Here is a 16,020-nt window from a genome sequence, read left to right as displayed (position 1 = left end):
ACGACTGATTCATGCAATGCCGCGGGCAGGCCTGCGGTATGCAGACGGTATAAAAATGGATATCAATACGGAATTAACAGCAATCAAAGGAATTGGAGAAAAGACGGCAGGTCTTTTCTCCAAGCTTCATATTATGACAGTGGGGCAGCTTTTAATGCATTATCCGCGGGATTATGACAAGATGGAATCCACCGTAACGGTTTCAGGTCTTGTCCCCGGGAGGGTATGTGCGGTCAGGGCTTCCGTTATCGGAACGCCTTCCACGAAGCATGTCCGCAATCTTTTAATCACTACCGTTCAGGCCGGGGATGTAACCGGCCTTTTTCGTATTACTTTTTTCGGCATGCCTTACCTGCGCAATATGCTTAAGCCCGGCATGACCTATGTATTCCGCGGCGTATGCCAGGAGGGAAAGCCGCTTCGCATGGAGCAGCCCCGGATATACAAGCCGGAGGAGTATGCCCTCCTGCAGGGAACTCTCCAGCCCAGATATGCGCTAACCATGGGCCTGACCAATAATGGTGTGAGCAAGGCGGTGCGAAGGGCGCTGGAAAGCATCACTTTGACGGAATACCTTCCGGCCGACATTCGGGAGGAATTCCGTCTCATACCCTATGCAGATGCGTTGGAAAAGATCCATTTCCCCCAGAGTACGGAGGAACTGATGGAATCCCGGAGAAGGCTGGCCTTTGACGAATTCCTGGAGTTTTTCCTGGCGCTTCGGAAGCTGAAGGAGGACAACCAGGTCCGCAGGGTGGAAGAGCCGCTTGCTTGCGTGCAGGATACGCAAAGGCTCCTGGCGGGCCTTCCTTACCGGCTGACAGGCGCCCAGCTGAGGGTGTGGTCGGAAATTGAAGCGGACATGTGCAGTGTAAATGCTATGAACCGGCTGGTGCAGGGGGATGTGGGAAGCGGGAAAACAATTCTGGCTTTTCTTGCACTTCTCATGTGTGCGGCCAACGGAAGGCAGGGCTGCCTGATGGCGCCCACCGAGGTGCTTGCCGCCCAGCATTATGAAGCCCTTCTTGAGATGAGCGAAGAATATGGACTCTGCATACGTCCCGCACTGCTGACCGGTTCCCAGACCGCGAAGGAAAAACGTGAAATTTACGGAAAAATTGCAGCCGGGGAGGTCAATGCCATCATCGGCACCCATGCGTTGATTCAGGAAAAGGTGATATACCGGCGGCTTTCCCTTGTCATTACCGATGAACAGCATCGTTTTGGCGTCAGGCAGCGGGAGACTCTGGCGGATAAGGGAAAGGACACCCATGTGCTTGTCATGAGCGCAACGCCGATTCCCAGAACGCTTGCCATTGTTTTGTACGGAGATTTGCATGTATCCGTCCTGGACGAGATGCCTGCCGGCCGTAAGCCTATAAAAAACTGTGTGGTAAACACCTCTTACCGCCAGACAGCCTATGCTTTCATCCGCAGGCAGATTGAAGAAGGACATCAGATCTATGTCATCTGTCCCATGGTGGAAGAAGGAGAGATGGACGGGCTGGAAAATGTATTGGACTATGCGGAAAAGCTGAAGCTTGTTTTCCCTGACACCATCCGGATTGCCGCACTTCACGGAAAGATGAAGCCTGCGGAAAAAAACAGCATTATGGATGCTTTTGCCAGAAAGGACATCGACATTCTTGTTTCCACCACGGTTATTGAGGTGGGAATCAACGTTCCCAATGCAACCGTCATGATGGTGGAAAATGCGGAACGCTTCGGCCTGGCGCAGCTGCATCAGCTCAGGGGGCGGGTCGGCAGGGGCGATGCCCAGAGCTACTGCATTTTTATCAGTGGTAATGACAATGAGCAGACCATGAAACGCCTGAAAATACTGAACAGCTCTAATGACGGCTTTCATATTGCCAATGAGGATCTCAAGCTCAGAGGTCCCGGAGATTTGTTCGGTATACGGCAGAGCGGGCTGCTTGATTTTAAAATAGGAGATATTTACCAGGATTCCGATCTTCTGCTTTCCGCCAGCAGCCTGGCTGACCGGATCGCAGCTGAGGATCCGGAGGAAACCGGCAGCAGATACAGCCTGCTTTACGAGAAGGAAAAAGAGAACTGGAATTCCATTGACTTTAGGAGCATCTGACGGTAGAATGAATTTATTCTCTGCCTTCGGAGCATAACCGGTGTTGCAGGGGAAACGGAAAAGGTGACAGTACTGTTGTCCGGACCGTTACCGTAAAAGACATTCAAAAGGAGTATAATTATGTCAAAGGTTGCAATTGTAACAGACAGTAACAGCGGCATTACCCAACAGCAGGCACAGGAGCTTGGCATCAGCGTTCTTCCCATGCCCTTTATGATAGAAGGCAAGACTTTTTTTGAGGGAATCAGTCTCTCCCAGGAGGAGTTCTACCAGAAACTGAAAACAGGCGCAGCTATTTCAACCTCACAGCCTTCTCCGGAATCTGTCCTGCAGCTTTGGAAAGACCTTCTGAAGGACTATGACAGTATTGTGCATATTCCCATGAGCAGCGGCCTGAGCGGCTCATGTCAGACGGCCCTTATGCTGGCCCAGGATTTTGACGGCAGAGTGCAGGTTGTGAATAATCAGCGGATTTCCGTTACCCAGCGCCGTTCCGTCCTGGATGCAAGATATCTGGCCGCCCAGGGAATGGAGGCAGAAGAAATCAAAGATTTTCTGGAAAAGGATAAATACAATTCCAGCATTTATATAATGGTAGATACACTTCTTTATCTGAAGCGCGGAGGACGCATCACGCCGGCTGCAGCGGCACTGGGAACCATTTTAAAAATAAAGCCGGTGCTCCAGATTCAGGGAGAAAAGCTGGATGCCTTCGCAAAGGCGAGAACCACCGCCCAGGGGAAGCAGATCATGATGAATGCCATTAAAAATGACATCACCAAACGCTTCGGAAAGGAGCCGGAGCAGGCAGACATGTGGCTTGACATTGCTCATACCAACAATAATGCGGCAGCCCTGGATTTCCGGGAAGAAGTCCTGGGACAGTTCCCTGGATGCGAAAGCTATGTGGATCATCTGTCACTGAGTGTGGCCTGCCACATAGGCCCCGGTGCCCTGGCCGTAACCTGTACCACCAGGAACGGGGAGTAAAAGTGAAAGTTCCTTTCAAACCGCTGATTGATGCAGTATCGCATGAAAAACTGTGATATGCAGGAGGTATATAAATGTCAAATATACAGAACGAAGAAAAGAAAGGCTTTTTCAGCCAGATAAAAACTGCCGTTGTGCTCCTTATGGCAACGGAACCCTTATAATGGAAATGTTCCTTATGGCAACGCCCCTGACAGCAACGGGGATCCCTACAGCGGCAATGCCCCTGACAGCAACTGAAGCCCCTACGGCGGTAATGCCCCTCACGGTAACGGAAATCCCTGGGACAATCCGCAGTAGGTAATAAATCCTGTTCAGGAAAAGGCAGCGGCCTGTATTCCCTGCAGTTTATAATTTTTTATACCCAACATAGATTGCCCGAATAAGCGCATCTGTCCCAGTAGGTCCTTCCCGGCCGGTCCCCGGCCCGGAAGGAAACCGGCTGGGACAGGTGCGTTTATACCGCAAACATAATTTTTGCCTTTTCTTACCCAAACATTTGTGCTACAATAACCCGGGAAGGACAGGCGGCTGACCCGTTTTTTCTTTTCCCAAATCAGTTCCAATGCCGCCGTTACGGCAGAATGTGAGGTTATACATGACAAAAAGCAATAATTATGATGCTTCCAGCATAACGGTCCTTGAAGGACTGGAAGCAGTACGAAAGAGACCTGGTATGTATATCGGAAGCGTATCTACCAAGGGTCTGAATCATTTGATATATGAAATCGTGGACAATGCGGTGGACGAGCATCTGGCCGGCTACTGCGACAGAATCCGGGTCACCCTGGAGGCTGACGGTTCTGCTACCATAGATGACAACGGACGGGGAATTCCTGTGGGGATGCATGAAAAGGGAGTCAGTGCGGAACGTCTTGTTTTTACCACACTGCATGCGGGCGGTAAATTCGATAATTCCGCATATAAGACGAGCGGCGGCCTCCACGGCGTGGGTTCTTCCGTGGTCAACGCACTGTCCACAAGACTGACCGTACGGGTCAGAAATGGCGGACTGGTATATGAAGACAGATATGAACAGGGTATTCCTGTCATAGAACTGGAAAACGGCCTGCTTCCTGTGGTGGGGAAATCACGTGAGAGCGGAACCTGTGTTAATTTCCTACCCGATGGCACCATTTTTGAAAAGACCCGTTTCAAAGAGGATGAAGTAAAAAGCCGCCTTCATGAAACTGCTTATCTGAATCCCCAGCTTACCATTGTTTTTGAGGACAAGCGGCGGGAGACTCCTGAGGTTATTGAATTCCACGAGCCGGATGGCATTGTGGGCTTTATCAAGGATTTGAATAAGACGAAGGAAGCCGTCAGCGATATCATTTATTTTTCCGGTGAAAGCGAAGGGATTTCCGTGGAAGTGGCGCTTCAGTATTTGAACGAATTCCATGAAAATGTCCTCGGCTTCTGCAACAATATTTACAATGCGGAAGGCGGCACGCATCTGACCGGTTTTAAGACCATGTTCACCAGCGTGATCAATTCCTACTCCAGGGAGCTGAATATCCTGAAGGAGAAGGACGCCAACTTTACCGGCGCCGATGTCAGGAACGGCATGACGGCGGTGGTGTCCATCAAGCATCCGGATCCCCGTTTTGAGGGACAGACCAAGACCAAGCTGGATAACCAGGATGCCGCCAAGGTGGTCAGCAAGGTGACGGGAGATGAAATCACCCGCTATTTTGACAGAAATCTGGAAACACTGAAAAGTATCATAGGCTGTGCGGAAAAAGCTGCCAAGATCAGGAAAACCGAAGAAAAAGCAAAGACAAACATGCTCACCAAGCAGAAGTTTTCCTTTGATTCCAATGGAAAGCTGGCAAACTGTGAATCCCGGGATCCTTCCAGATGTGAAATTTTCATCGTGGAAGGAGATTCCGCCGGAGGCAGCGCCAAGACGGCAAGGGATCGTTCCTACCAGGCGATTCTTCCCATCAGGGGTAAGATCCTGAATGTGGAGAAAGCCAGCATTGACAAGGTTCTGGCCAATGCGGAAATCAAAACCATGATCAATGCTTTTGGCTGCGGATTTTCAGAGGGCTACGGGAATGACTTTGATATTTCCAAGCTTCGCTACAACAAAATTATTATCATGGCCGATGCGGATGTGGACGGCGCGCATATTTCCACGCTGCTGCTGACGCTTTTTTACCGTTTTATGCCTGAGCTTATTTTTGAAGGACATGTTTATATTGCCATGCCTCCTTTGTATAAGGCCATGCCTTCCAAAGGGAGTGAAGAATATCTCTATGATGATAAAGCGCTGGAGCGCTACAGGAAACGCCATAAAGGCCCGTTTACCTTGCAGCGTTATAAAGGTCTGGGTGAAATGGACGCGCAGCAGCTGTGGGAGACCACACTGAACCCGGAAACGCGTATGCTCAAGCAGGTGGAAATCGAGGATGCCAGAATGGCTTCCGAGGTTACGGAACTGCTTATGGGTACGGATGTTCCTCCCAGGAAAGCGTTCATCTATGATTATGCACCGGATGCGGAGCTTGATATTTAAGGTTGATTCCGGAGGGCAGCGGGTCGGAGCCGGGTTTGCCTGAGCTTGCCGGCTGCCAGCAGGTCAAATATCCTGCCGAAAGAGGCAGGGGTGTTTGACAATCTGTCAGATATAGGAAAGGAAGCAGTAAAAATTGGAAGAAAAGATTATAAAAACAGAATATTCTGAGGTTATGCAGAAATCCTTCATTGATTACGCCATGAGCGTCATCGTGGCGCGTGCGCTTCCCGATATCAGGGACGGGCTGAAGCCGGTGCAGCGCCGGGTTTTATATGATATGCATGAGCTTGGTATACGCTACGACAGGCCTTATAGAAAAAGCGCCCGTATCGTAGGCGATACCATGGGTAAATACCATCCCCACGGAGACAGCTCCATATATGAAGCGCTGGTGGTGATGTCTCAGGATTTTAAGAAGGGTCTGCCGCTGGTTGACGGTCACGGCAACTTCGGAAACATAGAAGGCGATGGCGCCGCCGCCATGCGTTATACGGAAGCCAGGCTGGAGCAGGTTACACAGGAAGCATTTTTATCGGATCTGGATAAAGATGTGGTGGATTTCGAACCCAACTTTGATGAAACGGAAAAAGAGCCGGGCGTTCTCCCTGTTAAATTCCCCAATCTCCTTGTCAACGGTTCGGAGGGAATTGCAGTTGGTATGGCGACCAGCATACCGCCTCATAACCTGGCTGAAGTAATTGACGCCACCAAGGCTTACATGAAAAATGAAGCCATTACAACAAAGGAACTGATGCGCTATATCCAGGGACCTGATTTTCCCACCGGAGGCATCGTAACCAATAAAGACGATCTGCTTTCCATCTATGAAACCGGCACGGGAAAAATAAAGATCCGTGGCAAGGTGGACGTGGAAAAAGGAAAAGGCGGCAAAGTAAACGTCGTTATTTCTGAAATCCCTTATCCCATGATCGGCGCCAATATATCCAAATTTCTCATGGATGTGGCAGCTCTGGCTGAAAATAAGAAAACCCAGGATATCAGCGATATATCCAACCAGTCCTCCAAGGAAGGCATCCGCATCGTAATCGAGCTGCGCAAAGACGCAGACGTGGAAAACTTCATCAACATGCTTTATAAAAAGACGCGGCTGGAAGATACTTTCGGCGTAAATATGCTCGCCATTGCGGACGGAAGGCCGGAGACGCTCGGCATCAAGGGTATTATCAAAGCAAGCGTTGATTTCCAGTATGAGACAGCCACCAGAAAATATGAAAACCTGCTTGCCCGTGAAAACAGTAAGAGAGAAATCCAGGAAGGCCTGATTAAGGCCTGCAATGTAATTGACCTGATCATTGAGATTCTCCGCGGATCTAAGGACAGAGCCATGGCAAAGGCCTGCCTTGTGGAAGGAAAAGTGGACGGTATCAAATTCAAGTCCAGGGAATCCCGCATTATGGCCCAGCAGCTTCAGTTTTCCGACAATCAGGCCAATGCCATTCTGGAAATGCGTCTGTACAAGCTGATCGGCCTGGAGCTTGAGGCGCTCATCAGGGAGCATGAGGAAACGCTGGCCAATATTTACCGTTATGAGGATATTCTTGCCAGAAGAGATTCCATGGCCCAGGTCATTATGAATGAACTGGATGATATCAGGAAAAAATTCGGCAGAAAACGCAGAACAGTGATAGATAACTGCGGGGAAGCCGTATTTGAAGAGAAAAAGCTGGAAGAAATGGATGTTGTATTCCTGATGGACCGTTTCGGCTATGCGAAAACCATTGATTTAACCGCCTATGACAGAAACCGTGAGGCGGCGGATGCGGAAAACAAGTTTGTTTTCCAGTGTAAGAATACGGGTAGAATCTGCCTGTTTACCAACAACGGCCAGCTGTATACCGTAAAAGTGCAGGATCTGCCCTTTGGCAAATTCAGGGATAAGGGGATTCCCATTGACAATGTGAGCAACTTCAATTCCTCTCAGGAAGAACTGCTTCTTGTGACGAGCCAGTCCGAGCTGAACCTTTACCGTGTTATTTTCACCACGCGGATGGGGATGATAAAGGTGGTGGACGGCGGGGAATTCGACGTTGCCAAACGCACGGTCGCCGCTACAAAGCTGCAGGAGGGTGACGAAGTGGTAAGCGTCATCATGATGAAGGAACAAAAAAACGTTATTTTGCAGTCTAAAGACGGTTATTTCCTCCGCTTTGGTGTGGATGAAATCCCTGAAAAGAAAAAAGCCGCAATCGGCGTCCGCGGCATGAGGCTCAACGAAGGCGACAGTATAGAAGCGGTTTATTTTACGCATAATGCGGAGGATACCTCCATTCATTATAAGAGCCGCGACCTGGTGCTGAATCAGATAAAAGCCGGAAAGAGGGACGGAAAGGGCACTAAAATCCGCGCATAGGAATAATTGAAAACATTTTCACCAGGGATTGCCTTTTTTTTCACAAACAATTATAATGTGTATCAGATGCAGCCGTAGAGGTTATAAACGGTGATGGTCAGATTACGTTAACTACTTATTGCTACAGTCAGGAGAAAATATGAGAGTTATTGCAGGAGAGGCGCGGAGCCTTCCGTTAAAAGCGCCTGAAGGGATAGACACCAGGCCCACTACGGACCGTATAAAAGAAACGCTGTTTAATATACTGCAGGGAGATATCCCCGGAAGTATTTTTATAGACCTTTGCAGCGGCAGCGGATCCATAGGGATCGAGGCCATAAGCCGCGGGGCGAAAAGAGCTTATTTTGTGGAAAATGCAGCAAAGCCCGCCAAATGTATTCAGGACAACCTGAATTTTACCAGGTTTACGGACAGGGGAGTGCTTCTTAAGCAGGATGTGGTATCCGCACTGGGCAGCATCCATGAAAAAGAGGCTGATATTATTTTTATGGATCCTCCTTATCAGGCCGGTCTGGAAGAGCCTGTCCTGGGGGCGTTATCCCGTGCGGACTATGTGACGGAGGATACGCTCATTATTATGGAAGCCGAACTTGGCAGAGACTTTTCCTTTGCAGAAGATTATGGCTTTGAAGTGGTGAGAGAGAAGAAATATAAAACGAATAAACATGTTTTTATGAAACTCAGGAAAACGGAGCAATAATATTATGAAAGCAGCAATTTATCCGGGCAGCTTTGATCCGGTTACCTTCGGCCATCTTGATGTTATCAGGCGGGCCGCGTCGATTTTTGACGAATTAACAGTCAGCGTGTTGAACAATACCCAGAAGACTCCGTTGTTTTCTGTGGAAGAACGTGTTAGAATACTAGAGGAAGCCACAAAGGATCTGCCTAATGTCAAAGTGGATTCTTTTTCCGGGCTTCTGATTGATTATGCCAGGAAGAAGGATGTACATGTGGCGATACGCGGTCTGCGCGCTATAACGGACTTCGAATATGAACTGCAGATAGCCCAGACGAACCGGAAGCTTTCCGGTGGAGAGCTGGATACTATCTTTTTAACGACCAGCTTGGAATATGCCTATCTGAGTTCCTCCAGTGTGAAGGAAATCGCAGAATTTCACGGCGATATTTCCCAGTGCGTACCGGAATTTGTGGCAAGACTTGTATATGAAAAATTTGGACATGAATATAAGCAGCCGCCCCTGGCAGAACGCTTATAAAGGAGAAAAGCATGAGCAGCAGAATCGAACAATTAATTGACGAAATCGAAGAATATATCGACAGCTGTAAGTACCAGCCCCTTTCCAACAGCAAAATTATTGTGAATAAGGAAGAACTGGAAGAACTGCTTCGAGAGCTTCGGATGAAGACTCCTGATGAAATCAAGCGCTATCAGAAAATTATCAATAACAAGGAAGCCATTCTCAATGATGCCCGTGAAAAGGCGGAGGCCCTGATCAACGAGGCTACCGTACATACCAGCGAACTGATAAATGAACATGAAATCATGCAGCAGGCATATGCACAGGCCAACGAAATCGTCAACCTTGCAACCCTGCAGGCGCAGGAAATCCTAGATAATGCCACAGTGGAGGCTAACAGTGTGAAAGCTTCCGCAATCCAGTATACGGACGACATCCTTGCCAATCTGGAAAGCATCATCGGCCACGGCATTGACATTGCCACCGATCATTACGGCCAGCTCATCAATGATCTGAACAGCTGCCTGAATATTGTACAGTCCAACCGCATGGAGCTGCGTCCGGATGAAGAGGATGATACCTCCTCCCTGCCCAACCTTTCCGCAGCGGAGGATGGCGGAGACAACAGCAATCTGAATCTGGATATTCTGTAATTACGGCAATCCGGTGCAGACTGCCACAAAATAATTCAACCTTCGGGCTGTGTTTCATCACCTGGAACACAGCCTTGTTTTATACCGGAGTAACGCGGAAGAGAGATACATTCATTTTTTTTAGTAAAAGCGTGCCAAAGCACGTACATTGGAGCCAGGTTGAAACAGGATATCTCAACCCTCCTGAATTAAAAGCGTGCCCGGCACGCAGATTGGAGTACATATGAAAAAAAGAACAGCAGCTGCAGTATTTCTTCTGGCTGCCTGTGTGCTGGCATTCATTCCGAAAACACAGGCGCAGGCAAAGGAACCGGTCATCGTGGTAATTGATCCCGGTCACGGCGGGGATCAGAACCGGGGAGGAGAAGTCCTTCCGCAATACGTGGAAAAGAATCTGACACTCCAGGTGGCACAGTCCATGAAACAGACACTGGAACAGTTTGAAGGGGTCCAGGTCTACCTTACCAGGATTAACGACCAGGAGCTTTCCCTGGAACAGCGGGCTCAGATTGCAAAAGCCTGCAATGCTGATTTTTTGTTTTCTCTTCATTTTAATATGTCAGAAGAGCATAATCTGTACGGAACGGAGGTCTGGACCTCCGCCTTTGGTAAATATTTTTCGGCGGGCCAGACCTTCGGCCGCCTGCAGCTGGCTGAGATGTCCCAATACGGACTCTATGCCAAAGGGGTAAAGACGCGGCTCAACAGCCGCGGAACCGACTATTACGGCGTTATCCGCGCGTCCAGGGCACTGGATCTTCCCTGTGTCATCATCGAGCACTGCTATATGGATCATGCCATTGACAGCCCCCAGATTAACACACCACAGAAGCTGGCGGCCTTTGGCATAAGTGATGCGATCGCCGTGGCTAAATACTTCCGTTTAAAATCTCCGGCGCTAGGGCTGGATTATACCGGGTTCCAATATCCGGTGATATCAGCTCCTTCAGGAACCGCGGCTCCTGATACAACGCCTCCGGAAAATGTGGTTATGACCGTCAACAACGCCGACCTGGCCACTGGAAAGGTTGATATTACCCTGACCGCTTCCGATCCCCAGTCAGGCCTTTTATACTACAGCTACACCCTGGACGGCGGAATTACCTGGTCCACCCTGTACCCCTGCGCAGGCACCAACACCATTCAGTTCTCCATCACAGTGCCCGCCAACACCACTCCCATTCTCCAGTGCCGCGTCTACAACGGCTATGACATCAAAGCCGAAAGCAATATCGCTATCCCTGGAACCTTTGCAACACGCTGAGCGAAAAGCTGCCGGAAACGGCAGCTTTTCTTAATGGCGCTATCTGAATATGGACACAGGGTAGGAAAATTTCCTCAGTGCACATCAGCTAACCGGCAAACACCCACAAATAAAAACCAAAGGCGGCCACCGTCTGAACGACCTTATGAGCCACATAATTTCCCAGCGATAGATCCGTTTCCCGAATCATACTGTAGGTCTGTGCAATACAGGACAGCCCGCCGAAGGGCAGAAGCACATATCCCCAGAAAGCCATGGAACGGGGAAGGCGTGACAGCCCGCTGGTGATTTCCAGAACACAGCCCAGCAGTGTTTCCAGCTTCGTCAGCCTGCTGGGAAGCAGGATATCTGGAATCAGATTCAGAAGATTGAACAGAATCATATATCCCCCCAAAGAGGCGATGGAGCATAGGGCAGACACGATGGAATTCTGTGTTTCCTCCAGCAAAGACGGAGCCCTGGCGACTGCCGGAGATGCTGGGGAAATGGAGGCTGCATGAAGCCCGTTTTTTTCTCCCGAAGGCTTTGCCCTGCCGGATGGGGCTGAGGAGGGCAGGAATGCCCGCATGGGAATATCCCTGTAGAGCGTATAGCGCAGAACCAGCCCGTAAAGGAAGGGAAGCAGATACATTCCTGCCAGAAAGATTAGCGGACGTTCCACCGGAAACAGGTGCAGGACAAAGCCTGTAAAATAAACAGGACCGATATTATTGCAGAAGGCCAGCATCAGTTCTGCCTCCCTGCGGGAAAGCTTTCCCCGCTGATAGCTTTCCGCCGTCACCCGCGCCCCCATGGGAAATCCGCACAGAAAACCGATAACCAGACAGTACAGACAGGAATCCGACAGCCTGAACAGCGGTTTGAGCACGGGAGAGAAGAGATGGGCAAAGCTGTCTGAAAGATTCATACGGATAAGTATCCCGGACAGAATCATAAAGGGAAGAAGCGTGGGAATCATTTTCTGGAACCACAGATTCAGCCCTGTGAGGGAAAGGATCAGCGCTTTGTCACTTTCCAGAAGCATGGCTGTCGTCAGAAAAGCGAACAGGCAGAGAAACGATACTTTTTTCAAATACGCCGCCCGCTCCTGCCGTTTTGCTGCAAAGCGGGGCTGCTGTTTAAAGAAAAACATTCTTAAGTCCTCCTTCCAACGCCTGCAGTCCCGACTTGTAAGAATGCAGGGAATCATGTATACTTTACGTAGCTGTCCGGCAGTCCGGGGATTTGCGTCTGCTTAAAGAAAGCGATACATGAAAACGATTCAGGAACGCCGGACCGCTGCATTCAATCCCATTAATAAAAGCTATGTTCTTCTGGCGCCCGGAATGACAGAATTATTGAATTACAGCGATAACGGTAACAGTAAAAATGTGAACGTCGTTATTTCAAAGCCGCCGGACAACTGCCGCTTAAGAAAGGAAATACAAATGCTTCGACTGGATAAATATTTATGTGATATGAAAGCCGGTACAAGAAGCCAGGTAAAGGCGCTTATCCGAAAAGGGCAGGTTACGGTAAACGGCCTCCCTGTCAAAAGTCCGGAGATGAAAATAGAGGAAAATTCCGATCAGGTCTGTGTAAACGGAAAAAGTATTTCCTATGCCAGACATGTTTACTTCATGTTGAACAAGCCTGCAGGCTGCGTATCCGCCACGCAGGACAACCATGACAAAACAGTGCTTCAGCTGATGCGGGAGCAAAAGGGAGCCTTTGATGACGCCCTGCTGCAAAGGGAGCTTTTCCCCGTGGGCCGGCTGGATAAGGACACGGAGGGGCTTCTGCTTATTACGGATGACGGAGAACTGGCCCATCGGCTGCTTTCCCCGGCGGCGCATGTGGAGAAAACCTACTATGTGGAAATTGACGGCCCGCTCACCGATGCGCAGCAAAACAGCCTGCAGGAGGGCGTGGATATCGGAGAAAAAAGCCTGACCCGTCCCGCCATACTGAAAGAAATGCCGGGGCTGTCTTTTCACCATGCCGATGCCGCATCCGCATGGCAGCTGACAATTACGGAAGGAAAATTCCACCAGGTAAAACGTATGATGCAGGCGGTGGGGAGAAATGTGGTTTATCTGAAACGGCTCCGTATGGGAACGCTGCTGCTGGATGAAACGCTGGCCCCGGGCGCTTTCAGGCCTCTGACTGCTAAGGAGCTTTCGGACCTGCAGTAAGAAAAGGGGAAACATAATGATGATGAATGGAATAGAAGCGGTGATTTTTGATTTGGACGGTTCGCTTGTGGACTCCATGTGGATATGGAAGGATATTGATATCGATTATCTGGGACGCTTCGGCCTGGTACCTCCGCCGGATCTTTCCCGGGAAATTGAAGGGAAGAGTTTTTCGGAAACAGCTGCTTACTTTAAGGAGCGTTTCAGCCTGCCGGACTCTGTGGAGCAGATTAAGGCGGACTGGAACCGGATGGCCTGGGATAAATATATGAATGAGGTACCTTTAAAGGACGGTGTCGGCGAGTACCTGGACTGGTGCTTAAGCAAAAATATCAGGCTGGGAATTGCCACCAGCAATTCCCGGGAGCTTGTAAACAGTATAGCCCGGGTACATGGACTGGAACATGTATTTCAATGTATTATGACAAGCTGCGATGTGGGCAGAGGAAAGCCGGCCCCTGATATTTATCTGGCGGTCGCCGGACAACTGGGCATACCGCCCCGGGCCTGCCTTGTCTTTGAAGATATCATTCCCGGAATTTTAGCCGGCAAGGCCGCCGGAATGAAGGTCTGCGCTGTAGAGGATGCCTATTCTCTGGAACAGGCGGAAGAAAAAAAGGCGCTTGCCGATTATTATATCAGTCATTTTTCGGAAGTTTTACAGGGGTAAAAGCGTATGCTTTCATCCATCAAATACCTTCGCGGCAGTCGCCAAATATCCATGCAGGCGATACCTGGCACGTTGCCCGCGGAAATAAATTGTGCGCTATGGCGCAAGGATAGGAGCAAAAATGTCAGTTACCGGATTTTTACCGATTACTAAAAAAGAGATGGAAGAGAGAGGCATTACACAGCCGGATTTCGTCTATGTCATAGGCGACGCCTATGTGGATCACCCTTCCTTCGGACATGCCATTATCAGCCGCATCCTGGAAGCCCACGGCTACAGTGTGTGCATTATATCCCAGCCCGACTGGAAGGATGAAAAAAGCATTGCCGTTTTTGGATGCCCAAGGCTGGGCTTTCTTGTTTCCGCCGGAAATATGGATTCCATGGTGAATCATTATTTTGTATCTAGAAAACACAGGCCGAACGATGCTTATACGCCGGGGGGAGAGGCCGGAAAGCGTCCGGATCATGCCACGGTGGTGTACTGTAACCTGATCCGCCGCGTTTACCGCACGGTTCCCATCATTATCGGCGGCATAGAAGCCAGTCTGCGCAGAATGGCGCATTATGATTACTGGAGCGATTCCTTCAAGCGTTCCATTCTTCTGGACAGTCAGGCGGATCTGATTTCCTATGGCATGGGGGAAAAGTCCATCGTGGAAATTGCAGATGCCTTAAACAGCGGAATCGAGGTAAAGGATATTACCTTTATTCCGGGCACTGTTTATAAGACGAAGGACATTTCAGGAATCTATGACGGAATCCTGCTGCCGTCCTATGAAGAGATGAAAGCGGATAAGAAAAAATATGCCGACAGCTTTATGATTCAGTATACCAATACGGATCCCTTCAACGGAAAAGCCCTCCTGGAAGGCTATCCGAGCGGTCAGTATGTGGTACAGAACCCGCCCCAGGAGCCGCTTTCCATAGAAGAGATGGATGATGTTTACGCGCTGCCCTATATGCGTACCTACCATCCTTCCTATGAGGAAAAAGGCGGCGTCCCCGCCATCAGTGAAATCAAATTTTCCCTGATCAGCAACAGGGGCTGCTTCGGCGGCTGTAATTTCTGTGCGCTGACCTTCCATCAGGGACGCACTGTGCAGGTCAGGAGCCATGAGTCCATTCTGGAAGAGGCGGAGCTGATTACCAAGGATAAGGACTTTAAGGGATATATCCACGATGTGGGCGGCCCCACCGCCAATTTCCGGGCGCCCTCCTGCGGAAAACAGCTGGTTCACGGCGTCTGCAAGGATCGTCAGTGCCTGTTCCCCAGGCCCTGCCCCAACCTGAAAGCCGATCACCAGGACTATCTGGAGCTTCTGCGCCGCCTGCGCAGTCTGCCCGGCGTCAAGAAGGTCTTCATCCGTTCCGGCATCCGGTTCGACTATCTGCTGGCGGATAAGGATGATACTTTTTTCCGGGAGCTGGTTCTTCATCATATCAGCGGCCAGCTGAAGGTGGCGCCGGAGCATATTTCCGACGCCGTACTCTGCCGTATGGGAAAACCGGAAAATGCGGTATACGAGCGCTTCCGGAAAAAATATAAGAAGCTCAATGAAGAACTGGGAATGAATCAGTATCTGGTGCCATATCTCATGTCCTCCCACCCAGGCTCCACCCTGAAGGAAGCAGTGGAGCTGGCCGAATATCTTCGCGACCTTGGCTACATGCCGGAGCAGGTGCAGGATTTTTATCCTACACCCTCCACGGTATCCACGGTTATGTATTATACGGAAATCGATCCCAGGGACGGAAAGTCCGTATATGTATGCAAAAATCCTCATGAAAAGGCGATGCAGCGCGCCCTGATCCAATACAGGAACCCAAAAAATTACGATCTGGTATGCGAAGCGCTCACAAAAGCCGGTCGGACGGATTTGATAGGCTTTGATAAAAAATGCCTGATACGCCCCCGCAGGCAGAGCGTCGGCAATGCCAAAGGCGCCGGGAAAGATATGGATCTTTCCTACGGCAGGAAAAACCTGAAATCCCCGGCTCCCGGGGCAAAAACGGGACAAAAGCCTGCAAAAAAGAAAACCATCCGGAATGTCCACCGGAAAAAGTAGAGG

12 protein-coding genes are annotated in these 16,020 nt (G+C 49.9%); 11 read left to right on the top strand and 1 reads right to left on the bottom strand.

Annotation, left to right across the window (positions count from 1 at the left end; genetic code table 11):
- The first annotated feature begins 55 nt into the window (after window positions 1-55).
- The 8 genes from recG to FYJ45_RS04625 all read left to right on the top strand — a co-directional run bounded on the left by recG (window position 56) and on the right by FYJ45_RS04625 (window position 11,105).
- Window positions 56-2,104 carry an ATP-dependent DNA helicase RecG gene (gene recG, locus FYJ45_RS04660; protein WP_154463675.1) on the top strand — a complete coding sequence of 683 codons (2,049 nt, stop codon included), beginning with the start codon at window positions 56-58 and terminating at the stop codon, window positions 2,102-2,104.
- A 120-nt stretch (window positions 2,105-2,224) separates the two neighbouring features.
- Entirely contained in the window at window positions 2,225-3,094 is an 870-nt protein-coding gene (locus tag FYJ45_RS04655; protein ID WP_021633549.1) for a DegV family protein, read from the top strand.
- 598 nt (window positions 3,095-3,692) lie between these two features.
- The gene (locus FYJ45_RS04650; protein ID WP_154463674.1) at window positions 3,693-5,615 is read left to right on the top strand and encodes a DNA gyrase/topoisomerase IV subunit B; all 1,923 of its coding nucleotides are present in this window, start codon (window positions 3,693-3,695) and stop codon (window positions 5,613-5,615) included.
- Between the two features lie 172 nt (window positions 5,616-5,787).
- Complete coding sequence (locus FYJ45_RS04645) at window positions 5,788-7,986, top strand: DNA gyrase/topoisomerase IV subunit A (protein WP_154463720.1); 2,199 nt, start codon at window positions 5,788-5,790, stop codon at window positions 7,984-7,986.
- 139 nt (window positions 7,987-8,125) lie between these two features.
- Window positions 8,126-8,686 carry a 16S rRNA (guanine(966)-N(2))-methyltransferase RsmD gene (gene rsmD, locus FYJ45_RS04640; protein ID WP_117544967.1) on the top strand — a complete coding sequence of 187 codons (561 nt, stop codon included), beginning with the start codon at window positions 8,126-8,128 and terminating at the stop codon, window positions 8,684-8,686.
- 4 nt (window positions 8,687-8,690) lie between these two features.
- Complete coding sequence (gene coaD, locus FYJ45_RS04635) at window positions 8,691-9,206, top strand: pantetheine-phosphate adenylyltransferase (protein ID WP_154463673.1); 516 nt, start codon at window positions 8,691-8,693, stop codon at window positions 9,204-9,206.
- An 11-nt stretch (window positions 9,207-9,217) separates the two neighbouring features.
- Window positions 9,218-9,841: a hypothetical protein gene (locus tag FYJ45_RS04630; RefSeq protein ID WP_021633541.1), complete on the top strand. Its 624-nt coding sequence runs from the start codon at window positions 9,218-9,220 to the stop codon at window positions 9,839-9,841.
- Window positions 9,842-10,064: 223 nt separating this feature from the next.
- Window positions 10,065-11,105 carry an N-acetylmuramoyl-L-alanine amidase gene (locus tag FYJ45_RS04625; protein WP_154463672.1) on the top strand — a complete coding sequence of 347 codons (1,041 nt, stop codon included), beginning with the start codon at window positions 10,065-10,067 and terminating at the stop codon, window positions 11,103-11,105.
- An 88-nt stretch (window positions 11,106-11,193) separates the two neighbouring features.
- Here the strand turns inward: FYJ45_RS04625 and FYJ45_RS04620 are convergent, their stop codons facing one another.
- Window positions 11,194-12,237 carry a nucleoside recognition domain-containing protein gene (locus FYJ45_RS04620; protein ID WP_117530981.1) on the bottom strand — a complete coding sequence of 348 codons (1,044 nt, stop codon included), beginning with the start codon at window positions 12,235-12,237 and terminating at the stop codon, window positions 11,194-11,196.
- Window positions 12,238-12,532: 295 nt separating this feature from the next.
- Here FYJ45_RS04620 and FYJ45_RS04615 point away from each other — a divergent pair, with 295 nt between their 5' ends.
- From FYJ45_RS04615 to FYJ45_RS04605, 3 genes are all read left to right on the top strand, one after another.
- Window positions 12,533-13,279: a pseudouridine synthase gene (locus FYJ45_RS04615; RefSeq protein WP_025490003.1), complete on the top strand. Its 747-nt coding sequence runs from the start codon at window positions 12,533-12,535 to the stop codon at window positions 13,277-13,279.
- A gap of 16 nt (window positions 13,280-13,295) precedes the next feature.
- Window positions 13,296-13,949, top strand: coding sequence for an HAD family hydrolase (locus FYJ45_RS04610; protein ID WP_330588538.1), 654 nt, complete (start codon window positions 13,296-13,298; stop codon window positions 13,947-13,949).
- 121 nt (window positions 13,950-14,070) lie between these two features.
- Entirely contained in the window at window positions 14,071-16,017 is a 1,947-nt protein-coding gene (locus tag FYJ45_RS04605) for a YgiQ family radical SAM protein (protein WP_154463671.1), read from the top strand.
- Window positions 16,018-16,020: the final 3 nt, after the last annotated feature.

This window comes from Eisenbergiella porci (genome assembly GCF_009696275.1).
GTDB lineage: Bacteria > Bacillota > Clostridia > Lachnospirales > Lachnospiraceae > Eisenbergiella > Eisenbergiella porci.
This window is presented reverse-complemented; position numbering and strand designations above follow the sequence as displayed.